The sequence below is a fragment of the Spirosoma panaciterrae DSM 21099 genome (assembly GCF_000374025.1).
GTDB classification, from domain to species: Bacteria; Bacteroidota; Bacteroidia; order Cytophagales; family Spirosomataceae; genus Spirosoma; species Spirosoma panaciterrae.
On sequence record NZ_KB893206.1, the window covers coordinates 101,417 to 116,248 of the forward strand.

Annotated in this window: 13 protein-coding genes; 9 read left to right on the forward strand and 4 right to left on the reverse strand. The window is 49.7% G+C overall.

The window, feature by feature from the left end:
* Positions 1 to 36: 36 nt before the first annotated feature.
* From B153_RS0125275 to B153_RS0125285, 3 genes are all read right to left on the reverse strand, one after another.
* On the reverse strand, positions 37 to 1,527 hold the full coding sequence (locus tag B153_RS0125275) for a hypothetical protein (RefSeq protein ID WP_020599537.1): 1,491 nt from the start codon (positions 1,525 to 1,527) through the stop codon (positions 37 to 39).
* Between the two features lie 117 nt (positions 1,528 to 1,644).
* Positions 1,645 to 2,088 carry a hypothetical protein gene (locus B153_RS0125280; protein ID WP_020599538.1) on the reverse strand — a complete coding sequence of 148 codons (444 nt, stop codon included), beginning with the start codon at positions 2,086 to 2,088 and terminating at the stop codon, positions 1,645 to 1,647.
* A gap of 79 nt (positions 2,089 to 2,167) precedes the next feature.
* A complete protein-coding gene (locus B153_RS0125285; RefSeq protein ID WP_020599539.1) occupies positions 2,168 to 3,673 on the reverse strand; it encodes a hypothetical protein in 1,506 nt (501 codons plus the stop codon).
* A 210-nt stretch (positions 3,674 to 3,883) separates the two neighbouring features.
* Between B153_RS0125285 and B153_RS0125290 the strand changes: the two genes are divergently transcribed.
* The 4 genes from B153_RS0125290 (at position 3,884) to B153_RS0125305 (ending at position 8,685) form a co-directional block, all read left to right on the forward strand.
* Positions 3,884 to 5,722, forward strand: coding sequence for an Ig-like domain-containing domain (locus tag B153_RS0125290; RefSeq protein WP_020599540.1), 1,839 nt, complete (start codon positions 3,884 to 3,886; stop codon positions 5,720 to 5,722).
* A gap of 66 nt (positions 5,723 to 5,788) precedes the next feature.
* A complete protein-coding gene (locus tag B153_RS0125295; protein ID WP_020599541.1) occupies positions 5,789 to 6,463 on the forward strand; it encodes a hypothetical protein in 675 nt (224 codons plus the stop codon).
* Positions 6,464 to 6,535: 72 nt separating this feature from the next.
* Positions 6,536 to 7,309 (forward strand): pentapeptide repeat-containing protein, encoded by a 774-nt coding sequence (locus B153_RS0125300; protein ID WP_020599542.1) that lies wholly within the window; start codon positions 6,536 to 6,538, stop codon positions 7,307 to 7,309.
* A 128-nt stretch (positions 7,310 to 7,437) separates the two neighbouring features.
* Complete coding sequence (locus tag B153_RS0125305; RefSeq protein ID WP_020599543.1) at positions 7,438 to 8,685, forward strand: DUF748 domain-containing protein; 1,248 nt, start codon at positions 7,438 to 7,440, stop codon at positions 8,683 to 8,685.
* A 10-nt stretch (positions 8,686 to 8,695) separates the two neighbouring features.
* Here the strand turns inward: B153_RS0125305 and B153_RS37865 are convergent, their stop codons facing one another.
* Complete coding sequence (locus B153_RS37865; RefSeq protein WP_157634849.1) at positions 8,696 to 8,959, reverse strand: hypothetical protein; 264 nt, start codon at positions 8,957 to 8,959, stop codon at positions 8,696 to 8,698.
* 102 nt (positions 8,960 to 9,061) lie between these two features.
* Between B153_RS37865 and B153_RS0125310 the strand changes: the two genes are divergently transcribed.
* The 5 genes from B153_RS0125310 (at position 9,062) to B153_RS0125330 (ending at position 14,654) form a co-directional block, all read left to right on the forward strand.
* Positions 9,062 to 9,667: an RNA polymerase sigma factor gene (locus B153_RS0125310; RefSeq protein ID WP_020599544.1), complete on the forward strand. Its 606-nt coding sequence runs from the start codon at positions 9,062 to 9,064 to the stop codon at positions 9,665 to 9,667.
* Positions 9,668 to 9,727: 60 nt separating this feature from the next.
* The gene (locus B153_RS35875; protein ID WP_020599545.1) at positions 9,728 to 10,195 is read left to right on the forward strand and encodes an anti-sigma factor; all 468 of its coding nucleotides are present in this window, start codon (positions 9,728 to 9,730) and stop codon (positions 10,193 to 10,195) included.
* 183 nt (positions 10,196 to 10,378) lie between these two features.
* Positions 10,379 to 11,065 (forward strand): porin family protein, encoded by a 687-nt coding sequence (locus B153_RS0125320; RefSeq protein WP_020599546.1) that lies wholly within the window; start codon positions 10,379 to 10,381, stop codon positions 11,063 to 11,065.
* A gap of 125 nt (positions 11,066 to 11,190) precedes the next feature.
* Positions 11,191 to 14,196 (forward strand): serine hydrolase domain-containing protein, encoded by a 3,006-nt coding sequence (locus B153_RS0125325; RefSeq protein ID WP_020599547.1) that lies wholly within the window; start codon positions 11,191 to 11,193, stop codon positions 14,194 to 14,196.
* Complete coding sequence (locus B153_RS0125330; protein ID WP_020599548.1) at positions 14,193 to 14,654, forward strand: DinB family protein; 462 nt, start codon at positions 14,193 to 14,195, stop codon at positions 14,652 to 14,654. Before B153_RS0125325 ends, B153_RS0125330 begins: the two co-directional genes overlap by 4 nt.
* Positions 14,655 to 14,832: the final 178 nt, after the last annotated feature.

A 14,832-nucleotide genomic window follows, 5' to 3' on the forward strand; every position in this document is an offset into this window, starting at 1 on the left:
ACTCTTGACAAACCCTGACAAAATTTGACCAACTCGTTAATAGTCCATTACCTTCGGGAGTTTTTCGCGGACGAACTGGTCGGTCGCTTCCGAAAATAGTTGTATAAATTTATCGGCTTCGCTGCCGTAGGCTTTGCCTTCGGCGGTTTTGTTGAGTGTCTGATCAAAGTCGTCCACAATGTCCAGTTTTACGTCAGACTCTCCGCCAAAGATGCCCCGTTTTTTGGGTTCGAAACCGCGCACGGTATGGCCGAGGTTGGCTGCATCGAGCAAAAACGGCTCAAACGACCGCTTATTCTCCCGCATTTCGGAAAGCCATTGCCGGAAAGCCGCGTCGAAATTTTTGACGCTGTTGAAAAACGACGAGTTCAGGAATGATGACGAAATGGTTGGGTTCGCTTTTGACCATTGTACTGTACCGGCTGCCTGCCGAAGCCGCTGACTCAGGTATGTACTGAACAGCGCCATTTTCGACAACGGTAGGTTGATTTGTTGCTTGGTCGGTGCGGCAAGGTGACCCAACTGAATACTGATGCCATCCTGCTCGATACCAAATTCTTTGAATACCGGATTTACGGGGCGACCGTTGCTGACGGCCAGACTGCTGTCGTCGGTGTTCATGAAATCGACAATGGCCAGCGCCGACGCCATTTCGACAAAATGGGCTTCGTTTTTCTGCCCACCCGCACCCGGATCGTAGGTATAGGCTTTCGTCTGGTCGTCGCCGATGTAGTAGAGCGTGTTGACCGACGGATTCACCCCTTTCTGGTAGTAGTTCAGAGCCGCTTTGGTTTTGGCGATGAACGAAGCCGGGTCGATCAGTTTGTTCTCGTTGGTGGTCAGGCTGAAATACGGCATCACCGTAACGGCTCCGATTTTGGCATCACGGAGGAAAGCCGGATTCGGAATTTGCCCGATGGCCTGGGCTCCCCGGATGTTCTTCAGCAGGATTGGGAAACCAGCCGCGCCCGTTCCGCCAAAGATGGAGCTAACGATAAAAATGCGGTCGTTGGCGCCAAAGTTTTCGGCAAATGCCTGGAACACATCGGAATACCGAAACTGATTCAGAACCGTACTGCCGATGTTTGGATTCCCGACGAAACCGATGTCCATTTTGGTTTCCAGGTTTTCTTCTGAAAACAGCAGACTGGCAAAGGCTTTGGCAGGGGCATCGAGCCCCTCGTAGTTGATATAATCCCGGAATTTTTCCTGTTGAACCCCCTGAAGTTCAAAGACGTAGGTATCGGCAATGGTCGCGTTACCCCCGATGGAGCGGTTCAGTGTTTTGATTTCGGTACTGAAAAAACCCGATGTCGGTTTGGTTTGCAGATTTGCCCGGATGTTTCCGTATTCACGAAGTAAATCCTTGGTTCGCAGGAGGTCATCGTTTGTGGCATGGGGATCGAGAACAATCGGGATCACCTCGTCTGTATTGTTCAGCTTCACGCCAGAGGCCAGCAGAAATGTGAGCGCCTTAAGCACCCGCGAGCCCGTTCCGCCAATAGCAAAGACAAATAGTTTAGCCATATTTTTATTTTTTCGTAGAGATGCCATACCTGGCGTCTCCTGTGCGTCAGCCATTGAAAGGACTAACCCAAAACCATTCGGTCATGAGACGCCAGGTATGGCATCTCTACATGTGGGTTATTTTGAAGGCCACAACATGGGCCGGTGTTTGGCATTTTTACTGAAATTTTTCATCACCATCGAAATAATGAAGAAAATAACGGCCGTCAGCAAAGCCATTTCGAAGGCATAACTCAGGAAGACGCTAATGCCCTGATCGAAGAGATTGCCCTGGTTGGGGTCGGCTTCGTCGCGGGGAATTTCCTGCCCTTCTTTCTGATAGCAGGTGACCAGCGAAATGATGAACAGCAGTAGTGAGCTGACGCCCATCATCAATAGCCAGTTGCCCATACCGCTGAAACTCACTTTGTTGAATGGCCAGATGTAGAACGCAACCGCTACCACAAAGGCAATACCAATGGCCGTCAGGGTGAGGGGCGACAACAGTTCTTCCTGGTACAGATCTTCCAGCAAGGCGCTGTTAACAAACAGATTGTAAAAGTTATAGAGGGATTCTTCCATGTGTTCAATGATTGAATGATAGAGTGATTGAATGATTGAATGGCTGGCGCAAAACTTATTCTATCATTCAATCACTCTATCATTCTAAATTAATGGTTAACGTAAAATATTCAGTTTGGTTATTCGGGTTGTAGGCGCGTTCGACACCTTGTAAAAGGTTCTGGATGCCGAATGTAGAGCTGCCGTCGGGCGAAGCGTCGTTGGTCGTATTGGTATTTTCAATCCAGCGGGGTGGAAATTCACGGCGCAGACGAATTGTAGCGGTCCGTTTGCCACGCGCTGGTTTATCGGTTGTTAGGAGCAATTTGTGGGTGGTGCCGTTAGCGCCCGCGTAGGTTTGTACCGATGTGACCTCAAAATTATCTTTTCCCGATACTGCATACTGGCTGGCATTGGTCAGCAAGGAAGCGGGTAGGCGCAATGCCGACAAATCGACGGCTATGGGGATGGCCAGACTTTTATCGGCTACATCCGGCTGAACATCCGTGAGCGCATGAACGGCTTTGTCATGGTTACGCACCTCTTCGTCCGATCGTTTGAAACGACCTTTGCGGGCAGGATCATTGACCAGCACACTGTAGAAAGGCGTAATCGCTTTGCCATCGCGTCCAAAGAACCAGGAGTCCTGGTAACCAGGCAAGTCGTTGAACTGGCGGATGGTCTGGTAGGTTTGATCCTGATAAAGCCGTTGCATGGCTTCATTCCGGCCGATCAGGCAGAGGTAGTAGGGCCGTTCGCCCGTGTATTTTTTCTTGGCGTTGTTCCAGCTATAATACGTGCCATCGAAGTCGGCTTTGAGTTTGATCACCAGCATCGAATGGGTATTGGCGTAGGGGTTGAATACCGTAGTGAGCAATGAACTGGCGGCATCCAGGGTTTTCTGGGCACTCATACCCGTCAGGCTGGGGTCGGAGTAGATCAGGTCAGAAACCAGGATGCTCAGATCGTCGCCCGAGGTGTTTTGAAGAATATCGCTGAAAATTTTCTCGAAGTCGGTGCTGGTGGTTTTTCCCTTCGTTTTCGCCACCGTAAAAATGTCTTTCTCCTTGAAGAATTGCGACAGCGACAGGCCCAGGTCGTTGACTTCGGTATTGACCACAAATAGTTTTCCCTGATTAGGATTTACCGCGTCGAACTCGGTCAGCACGTCATTGAGTGTGCGTTTAAATAGCCCGTTGCCACCCGGTGCATCGTAAGGAAACATACTGCCACTGGCTTCGAGATAAAGCTTCAGCCGCAGGGGCTTTCCGGCTACCACACCACCCGACAGATTGAGCGTAGGTGTTTTCCCGTCTTTTGCCAGCTTCCGGTAGGTACGGTTTCGCTTGATATACGCTACCAGCGCCGACTCGTCCAGTTTTCCATCGGGCGTGATGAGAATACTGGTTTTTTTGTCTTTCCCCAATGCTTTGCTCTCCTGACCGATGAAGACCCGCAGGGCATCGGCTTCTTCGACATCGAGGGTGTTGTCTTCCAGTGCATCGCTGATCTGGGTGTCGAGCTGGTCGGCCGAACTGGAGCAGCCAGTCAACCCTCCCAGCGAAGCAACAGCAAACAGCAATGCACAAAAACGGGTGCCAATCATGAACAGTTGATTAATAGTTAGCTACGAATAGGGGAGCCGCTACACGCCCAAATTTCACCCACATTCTCTTTCTTTAAGCAGGCTTCCTTTAAATTTTCTTAAAATTCTATACATCCTAACGAAGACACTACCCATTTTATGTCAATCGGTACGGGTAAACGATGAACGGACGTTTACCTTTGTGATATAAAAGAGCGAAAGAGTGCCGCAATGGAAGTGAAAGAACAAAAGAGTGCCGCAATGGAGGTTGAAAAACAGTTTGTGTATTTTAGTGTAAACCTATCCAGTAAGCGGGTTTCATGGCGTAAAACGTTTCATTATTTTGTACTTAGTTTCCTGCTGGCTCTTCCGTTTTTTCTACAGAATTGCGCACAGGTCGCCCAACCGCCTGGGGGTAAGAAAGATACATTGTCCCCAAAACTGGTGAGCAGTATTCCGTCAGCCCGTCAGTTGAACTACGATGGCAAGTTTGTCGAACTGGAATTTGATGAGTACGTTAACAGCGAGAACCTTCAGCAAAAAATTACCATCACCCCGCAGGATAGCAATACCTATGTGGTGAAATCGCTGCCCAAGGGCATTCGGCTGAATTTCAATAAACTGTTTCAGAAAAATACGACCTACACCATCGACTTTGCCGATGGGATCAAAGACATTACGGAACGGAACATTGCCAAAAATACAAAGGTGGTGTTCAGTACCGGCTCCGTGATCGATTCGCTCTATCTGACGGGCAATGTGGTCGATGATGAAAGCCGACTCCCCCTGTTAAGTTTTGTCGTCGGGCTGTTTGCGCCTACCGACACGATGCCCATCAATCGAAAGCGGCCGCAGTATTTTGCCCGGACGGATAGCAATGGGAATTACCGCATCGAAAACGTAAAGGCAGGGCAGTATAAAGTATATGGGTTCGATGATAAGGATTTGAATCTGGTTAACAACACACCGGGTGAGCGGGTCGCTTTCCGTGATAGCGTGCTGAATCTGAATCGCAACTATACCGATGTAAATCTGGTGGCTTTTCGGGGCTATGGTAAACCCCGTATCAGCCGACGCGAGCGCACCGACGAAACTCTGGGACTGGAACTGAGCAGCGGAATTGCCAGCTATAAACTGCGCTATGGTCGCCCCTCGTCCACGTCGGCCGTATCCACGTCGGCCGTCTCCACAACGGCGGATTCAGCATCCGCGACATCGACGACGGCGGCATCGTCTACTATATCCGGTTCTTCATCGGGCGATTCGCTGGTATCGTTTCTGGAAAATCCGAAAATGATTCGCTTGTTTCGACCGGCCAACCGTGCTGCCGACGATACCATCCATGTAACCATTATGGCTGAAGATTCGGTGGGTAATGTGACGGAACTGCGGGAGCGGATTTACTTTTCTCCGCTGAAAACCAGAGCTAAAAACCGGACCGGACTAACCGTACAGGTGTCTCCGCCCTCTGGCGAACCGATCGACAATAACCTGGAATTTACGCTGACATTCAACAAACCGATTCTTCGATACAACGCCAATCAGATTATCATTGGTCCTGACAGTACCAAACCATTCACGCTGACACCGGCCGATCTGGTCTGGAGTAATAACTTCTCCAGGCTGGTCATTGCCCGGAAAACCAACCTGCGCGATAGTGTGCTGTTTCGGCTACAAAAAGGCGCGTTCATTAGTGTGCAGGGCGATACATTGGCCCGGTACTCAGCCAAATACATCATTGCCGAAGAAGATAGTTATGGATTAATTGCCGGTCGGGTGAGCCCTGCCACCGTAGGCTCGACTGGAAATAAGTTTATTATCGAACTACTGGACGATAAATACAAGGTAATCCGATCGGTGTATGGAACACCCACATACAGCTTTGGCCGGCTCAAACCGGGCATGTACCGTGTCCGTCTGATCATTGATGCCAATGGCAACCGAAAGCGCGACATCGGTAATGTTCAGAAAGCGATTCAGCCCGAACGGATTGTGTATGCACCCGGTACCGAAGAGAACGGCACCATCCGCGTCAAGCAGAATTTCGAACTGACCGATATTGATTTTTGAGTAGCTGTTGCTTCGGACCTTTTCTATATTTGATCGAAATACGTCCAAACCGTTCTCATAATCAGCATGAAATCGATCGTTCTAGCCCTCCTCTGTACGTACAGTGTTGTAATGGTATATGGTCAGGGAAAACTACCCAGTGGGACTGTAACCGTCCCCAAAAATATCACGGCCACTTTTCCTAAAAATCAGAAAATTCCGACGGTTAATTTACCTTGTAAGCTATACAATGGTAAAGACCGACCCTATCCCTGCGAATTTGCTCTGCTGAAACTGGTTTTCTATGATACCAATGGTAATAAGATTGGCGAGGCTACCCAAAAGAATCCGAGTTTCACACTACCTCTGTCCAAAGCGAAATCAGCACCGGCAAATGGAGCCAAGGGGCTGGTGACCTACCATGTACGCGCTACCATGACTCGCATCAATCCACCCGCCTTTCCGCCTAAAGATGGATATATGGTGCGAAGTGCTTTTGTCACGTTAGCCCTTCAATCGGATCCATTAACTACCCATGCATCGGGTGTTTCGATTCCATCGCCTGCCGAAGGGCCCATCGAAATCCCATTTACGGTATCCTGGCTCTACGAAAAATCAGAAGGCGTAACGGTCGGCCCCCGTGAATTTTATATCGAAAACGATGTCACGACGACTAAATTTCCGTTTAACTCAGCTGTACCCATGCGCGACAAAGCGGAGGTTTCTCTGGTCGTTCAACCCAAGATCGACTACACGAAATAACTGCTTAATCGGGTCTGTGCAACCTTCGTTTGAGTATCTGCATCTTTTGGGAAATAACCTCATAACGACGACATGAAAATCCTGATTACATCCCTCTTGCTTGCCCTCGTTGCCTTGTCGCCTGTGGTGGCGCAAACAACCGTTGATGCGAAAGACATTATGGCAAAAATCAATCGGAAAGAAGCGGTTTCCTATCAAAATGCGACTATCAACGGCGATCTGGACCTGACCAGTTTAGCTAATCGAAAAGAAGTTCGGGAAGGCAACTGGGGCGATTCGCGGCAGTACCTAAGTACGGTCGATGTGCCGATGACGTTCAAAAACTGCACCTTTAAAGGGAAGTTTCTGGGCTACCGCACCGAAGACCAGGATGGTAAAATCTTCCGAACCAGCAACACGGTTTACAATACCGATTTCCCGGAAGCGGTAACGATCGAAGGTTGCACCTTTGAAGATGATGCGACATTCAAATACTCAACATTCAGCCAGCGGGCCATTTTCAGTACTAACAAATTCGAGAAGGTCGCTTTATTCAAATACACCAAATTCCGGAATGATGCCGATTTCAGCAGTTCTACCTTCCAGGGGTATGCCGATTTCAAATATACCAAATTCGATGAGGCTTCCACCTTCCAGAAAGCCCGTTTTGAACGGTCTGCCGACTTCAAATACACCAAATTTGACGAAGGTACAAACTTCAGTCAGGCGCGTTTTACAGGCAATGCCGACTTTAAATACACACGTTTGCCGAGTGGCAGCAATTTCGATGAAACCCGCTTCGATGGGTCAACCGATTTCAAATACACAACTCTGGGTGGCCGACGTTTCCTGCCGTATGGACGCTGATCGATAAAGTGGGAAAGCGAAAGTAAACGGGGTGTGATCGATGCCGAAGAAGCCGTTGATCGGCACAACGCCATCGGCTCCACCCCGTTTACTTTCTGCATCAATTCCTAAACCTGTGCTTTATTTTTTTGTTTATCAAAACGTTACACCAATCACGCAACGTTTTGAAACGCACGACTAAAATCCTTGTAGCGCTCGCAGTACTGCTGATCATTGCCCGATTGCTGTTACCGTACTTTGTATTACGCTATGTCAATAAAACCCTTGCCGACATGGGCGGTTATACGGGCCATGTCGAAGATATTGACATTCAGCTCATCCGAGGGGCTTATCAGATTGATGATCTTCGCATTCGGAAGATCAACGGAAAGATAAAAGAACCATTCCTGTTCATTCCCAAAACCGACCTGTCTGTCGAATGGAAAGCCTTGTTCAAGGGTAGGCTGGTGAGTGAGGTTGAATGCTATAAACCTGAGATCAACTTCGCATTCAGTAAAGATGAAGCCAGCAGCCAGACAGGGGCTGAAGTAGACTGGACAGCCTTTCTGAAAAAACTACTTCCTATCAAAATCAACCGATTTGCGGTAATCGATGGAGAGGTCAACCTAACCAGCCTGATTACCCAGCCCCGTGCCGACCTGTCGATCAAACGCTTTCAGGGTGAAGTTCGAAACATCCGAAATGTGGATGACCGGAACCAAAAACTCCCTTCCCCCGTGGTGGCATCCGGGGATGTGCCGGGCTATGGGGGCACCATGAAGTTTTCGGCCAACATGAATCTATTGAAGGTAGTACCTGATTTCGATTACAACCTGATGTTCGATAACCTTCAATTGGTCAAGCTCAATGACCTTGCCAGAGCCTATGGCAATGTTGATTTCGAGCGAGGCACCGTCAGTGTGTATAGTGAGATGGCTATGCTCGATAAAAAATTAAATGGCTACATCAAACCGCTGACGAAGGGCATGGCGATTTTTAAGCTCAATGAGCACGAACATCGCTCGGTAGGCCGCTTTTTTACGGAACTGCTGGCCCAGATTGGTACCGATGTGCTGAAGAACCAGAAGCACGATCAGATAGCTACCCGGATTCCACTCAACGGGACGTACGACGACATCAAGACGGCAGTATGGCCTACTATTTTCGGATTGTTACGCAATGCGTATATAGAAGCGTTTCGGCACGAGTTTGATAATAACATCACCCTAAAAGACGCAGTCAAAAGCTTTAAAGACGATTTTAAAGCCAAGCGCGAAGAACGAAAGGCCGAGCGTAAAGAAGCTAAAGCCGAGCGCAAAGCCCAGCGACAGGAAAAACGCAGGGAACGAAAAGCCGAACGTGAGCGCAAAAAGAAAGAACGAAAGCCGGTTGCTTAAGACCCGTCGATCAGCGCCGGACGGTATCGATTCTGGTAGCTCCCCCACGGCGTAGTGAGTCGGGCCGGAGACGAGGCTGGCGTCGATTACCGGGCTTGGTCGAATCAGGGGATGGTTTTGTGGTATCCCGTCGGTTGGGTTTCGCGGCAGGGCGATTAGGCGTGGGCTGTTGTCGGGATTCTGAAGCCGATCGAAGTTCGGAGGTTATCAGCTTGGTTGAGTTCAGGCTACTTAGCACACCAAGTATGCAACCAACAACGATTAGTCGTTTCATAGGGGTAAAGCGTTTGTGTCTATACTGTAACTATCCTGCACAGCGTTCGGTTATGGAATTCTGGCTCCTTGTGCATCAGTAGTTATAAGTAGCCCTACACCTATGTTTCTGAAACTGTTCCGTAAGCCTAAACCCTCATCTGAGCGGTCCCGAAGCGACGCTGCCGGTCTTCTGGCGGCTTATCGGGCCACGGGCGATCTGACTATCCTGGGAGAACTCTATGAGCAGCACATGGAGTTGATCTACGCGGTTTGCTTCAACTACCTGCGCGACGAAGAGGAGGCAAAGGATGCAGTAATGAACCTGTTCGAACAACTCATAACCGATTTACGGCGGCATGACGTTCAGCAATTTGGTCCCTGGCTGCACAGTGTCGCCCGTAATTATTGCCTGATGCAACTGCGAAAAAGTCAGTCCCATCCAACCGTTGCGCTGGTGAACAAAACCGAATCGGATGCCAACGATGAATCACCCGATTGGTTTGTCAGCGATGAGACCGACTTGCCTGAGCTGGAAGAAGATCTGACCAGGATGGAAGCCTGTTTGCTGACGCTGCCCTCAGAGCAGCAACTATGCCTGACGCTATTTTATCTGGAGCGAAAAACGTATACAGAAGTAGCCGAACGGACGGGTTACGACCTGAAACAAGTGAAAAGTTATTTGCAAAATGGCCGACGAAATTTGAAAATTTGTATGAGTCGGCAGTAAGTAAAGCAGATACGAATCTGCATCGTGTAGTTAAAGCGGGTTGGCACCCGCGCCACCACAATGAACGACCAATTGACATTCGACGATTTACAGGCGTATCGATCTGGGCAACTGAGCGGACCGGCACGGCATCGTGTTGAGCGGCTACTGCTCGAAAACCCGTTTTATGCGGATGCGCTGGCTGGGTTGGAAGCCATGCAGCAAACGGCCACGAACGTCGCTAAGGGTCCTATGGCCGATCAAATGGTTGATCTTCGGGGTGCGTTGCATCGGCGCATTCATGAATCGGCCAATCGAAAACGGCTCTGGCCCCTCTGGATTGCGACGACAACGGCCGCTATTCTGTTTATGCTGGCGATGGCGATTTATTTTATTTTCTTCGCTCCCAAGCATTACCCGAAATTCAGACCGGCTGCACCAACTCCCAAAACGGTTCTGAAACAACATCGTGATGGTGATCGAGTAGGGGATTACGCTTCTGTAAATCAGATGTTTATTTATGGGTTTAGTGAAGGGTTTCAGGGGTAATCAGTGTGGTAAAAAAGGCTTTGCCTTAGGTAAACCCTGACTGGTCAGAAGGTTCATAAAAATCCGTGCTTGATTGATACCGTGTCCTTTTTTGTGAACGAAAAAGATTGTACTCTCCCGAAAAATTAAAACATTTGCCGAATCTCAAGCGTTAACGGGGCATAACAACCCATTGATTTATTTATGTTTCGCGCAAATTCACTACGTTCTATTATTCTATCATCCCTCTTCGTTATTGGTTGTTTATCAGTAAGTTCGGCTCAGCAACGATTTACGGCCGGACCACGCATTGGCTTAAATTTGTCTAATTATTGGGGCAGTGCCGATGGGATGAGTTTTACGCCCGGCCTAACCGCAGGCGCCTTTCTGATGTATAGCTCCCTGAATCATTTCGGTATTTCGGGCGATGTTTTGTACTCGCAACGGGGCACAAGCTATCAGGGTAATAACATGAAGTTTATCCAGCGTGTCAATTACCTCGAAATTCCGGTGGTGGCCCGCTATTTCCTGACCTTGAACGGGAACTTCAGACCCAACCTGTTTGTCGGGCCTTCGCTAGGGATTAAACTCAATGCGAAGCGGATCAAAGGCGATTATTTGCAAGGTACTGGTCCGGTACTCAATGGCGACAACAGCGACGCGTTCAATAATCTGGACCTGGGAGCAACGGGGGGGATTCAGTTGAACTGGGGCACTGGCAATCGGCAGCATTTCCTGATCGACGCCCGTTACACGCTTGGGTTAACTGATGTACAAGCCTTCACGAACGTTTGGGGGCCACGGAGTTCGCTGCAAAACTCAACCGTTTCCATTACTTTGGGCTATGGATTTGGCGTGGGGCCTGAATACCGCAGCCGATACAGAAAATAAGCGACCGAACCAGGTACGAACCGCGAGGTATGGTTTACGATTTAGATGGTGTGATTCATATTTTAATTGGTCACGCAGGAAAAAAATCGTAAATCGTACCTCGTAATTCGTAATACAGTTCGCTTATGCCCTTCAGACGGCCCATTTTTGTTCTCTTCATCAGCATCTTATTCTCTATGCCGGTAGTGGCGCAAACCACTACTCCCGCTTTTCTTAACCTCAACGATCGTCAGAACTGCTGGGTCGATTCGGTATTTACCAACATGTCGGCCGACGACCGGATAGCGCAGCTAATCATGGTGGCGGGCTATTCGAACCGCAGGCCTTCCTACGAAGATTCGCTGGTTCGGCTGGTCCAAACGGCCAAACTCGGTGGGGTCGTCATGTTTCAGGGTGGGCCTGTTCGGCAGGCTCAACTAACCAACCGATTACAGGCCGTTTCGAAGGTTCCGTTGCTAATCGCTATGGATGCCGAGTGGGGCCTTGCCATGCGGCTGGATAGTACCGTTCGCTACCCTTACCAGATGACGTTGGGGGCCATGCAGGGGAACGATAGCCTGATCTATCGGATGGGGGCTAACCTGGCCCGTCAGGCCCGACGGTTGGGCATGCAAATCAACTTTGCGCCAACGGTCGATGTCAACAACAACCCCAACAATCCGGTCATTAACTTCCGGTCGTTTGGCGAAAACAAATACGATGTGGCCCGCAAAGCCCTCGCTTATGTGAAGGGTATGCAGGATAACCAACTGCTGACCAGCATTAAGCACTTTCCGGGGCATGGCGACACGGGCACCGATTCGCACTACGATCTGCCACTGATTGCCAAAAGCCGGCCGCAGCTCGACTCGCTGGAGTTATATCCCTTTCGCGAACTGATCAAAGCCGGAGCGGCTGGCGTGATGGTCGCCCATTTGAGTGTTCCAGCCCTGGATACAACCCGCAATCGCCCATCGACCTTATCACCTGCCATTGTCACGAATCTGCTCAAAAATGAGCTGGGATTTCAGGGGTTAACCTTCTCGGATGCCATGAATATGAAAGCCCTTACGAAGTATTTTCCATCGGGGCAGGCCGATGAGCTGGGTATCGAAGCAGGGCTGGATGTGCTGGAATTTACCGAAGATGTTCCGGCAGCGCTGGCAAAGATCAAACAGGCCGTGGCTGCCGGGCGTATCAGCCAGGCGTCGCTGGATGCCCGCTGCCTGAAAGTACTTCGGGCCAAAGTCTGGGCAGGACTGGATCAGTATAAACCCATCGACCTCACCAATCTGGTCAGCGATCTTAACTCAGTACAGGACGATCTGCTGAATCGGAAGTTGACCGAAGCCAGTCTGACCGTTCTGAAAAATGACCGGAATTTATTGCCCCTGCAACGGCTGGATACCCTACGCATCGCATCGGTGGCTGTGGAAAGTGATAAAATTACCGCTTTTCAGCAGATGGCCGCCAACTACACGCAGGTCAACCATTTTAACATCACTTCCCGTACACCCGACTCAACGCTGGCGCAGGTTCGCGATTCGCTGAAGAATTACAACCTGATTCTGGTTGATGTTCACCTGAATAATATTCGCCCGGCTGCCCGGTATGGTCTGCAAACCAAAACGGCTGCTCTGGTGAGTGAGTTAGTAGCTACGGGTAAGGCAGTCGTTACGGTATTTGGTAATCCGTACGTACTGGATAAACTGACCTTTCCGATGGACACCGTGCAGACGGCCCGGAACATCGAACAGGCGCGGGCGGTCGTGATGCCGTATCAGTTGACCAATTATACCGAAGAATTATCCGCTCAGTTGATATTCGGCGCTATCGGTGCATCGGGAAAGCTTCCAGTGACCGTCAATCAGCGCTTCCGGTTTGGCGATGGCATAACGATTCAACCCATCGGCCGGATGAAATACACCATTCCCGAAGAAGTGGGCATCGACAGCCGGTACCTGGCCCAGCAGGTCGACTCGCTGGTGAACGTCGGCATAAGCCGAAAGGCGTTTCCGGGCTGTGTGGTTCAGATGGCCAAAGATGGCAAAGTGATCTTCCGAAAAGCTTATGGCAATCATACCTACGACGCATCCTTAGGAGCAGAGCCTAAACCTGTACAGTTGGATGATCTGTATGACATGGCTTCGGTAACCAAAGTAAGTACATCGACTCCGGCACTGATGCGGCTTGTGGATGAAGGCAAGTTCAATCTGGATGGCAAAATGGCCGACTATCTGCCTTTCCTCAAGAAATCGAACAAGGCCGATCTGGTATGGCGGGATGTGCTGACGCACCAGGCACGGCTGAAAGCCTGGATTCCATTCTGGATGGATACTAAAAATCCGGATGGCACCTGGAAGCCGAAAACCTTTAAGAGCGAACGTTCGGGCCGGTACCCGATAGAAGTGACTGATAGCCTGTTTGAATTCAAAAACTACCCCAAGGTTATTTACCAGCAAATTCGGGACTCCCCTCTGAACGAGAAGAAAGAGTACGTTTACTCCGATCTTTCGTTTATCATGTATCCACTGGTTGTGAAGCGTGTTACAGGAGTCAACTTTGAAGAGTATGTAAAAAGTACCTTCTTCCGGCCACTGGGAGCGACTACGCTGACGTTTAACCCGCGTCGGTTCTACTCCCTCGACCGGATTGTGCCGACGGAATACGATTCGTTGTTTCGTAAAACGCTCATCTGGGGGCGCGTACACGACGAGGGCGCGGCTATGCTCAATGGCCTGTCGGGCCATGCGGGGCTATTTGGATCGGCCAATGATCTGATGAAAGTGTATGACATGTACCGTCGGATGGGATCGTATGGTGGACAGCAGCTTATTTCGCAGAAAACCATGGCTGAATTTACCCGCTATCAGTTTCCAGAACTGGGTAACCGCCGTGGGTTAGGCTTCGACAAACCCTCCTTTACGTATTCGGGCAATGCACCCCGTTCGGCAACCAAGGCTAGTTTTGGGCACTCTGGATTTACGGGTACGTTCGTATGGGTCGATCCCGATCCGGCTTACAATCTGACCTATGTGTTTTTATGCAATCGCGTTTATCCAACCCGAAATAACAATACCCTGAGCAATCTGAATACCCGTACGAATATTGTGGAAGCATTGTATCAGGCAACTAAACGGGGTATCCAATGAAAGAGCATCTGATTGAATTACTCAGCTATGAACTTTGGGCCAACCACCGGGTTATTGCGGCCCTCGAAACAATCAGCAATCCACCGCAGCGAGCCGTAGCCGTTATGGGCCATATCTTATCCGCACAGCAAGTCTGGATAGGGCGGATTACGAACCAGTCGGTTTTTGTTTCCATCTGGGAAGATATTCCGGTAAGCTGGATGGGCGAAACCGCCGAACGCCAGCACCGTCAGGTGGAAAGCTATGTGGGTGGGCTTACGGAAAGCCAACTGACGGAATCTATTGTGTACAAAGATTCAAAAGGTAATCCACATCAAACGCCACTGGTCGAAATTTTAACCCATATGAGCCACCATGCGGCTTACCACCGGGGCCAGGTTGTGCAGCTTATCCGTCCTATGCTGGCCGATGCCCCTGTGACAGATTATATTATATGGATCCGTGAAAATCAGAAATAGCCGCCAACCGGGCTATTTCTGATTTTTATATGTATTTGGTAATCTGTTGGTTTTTAGGTAATTATCTTCTAATTTTAGTCCTGCCCCTCAGTAAAATAAAACCCCTTGACTCAGTCACTTGTTAAGTTAAGGAACAGTAACCACGTTCTGTCCGCACACGTTTCCTGTCCTACACGCC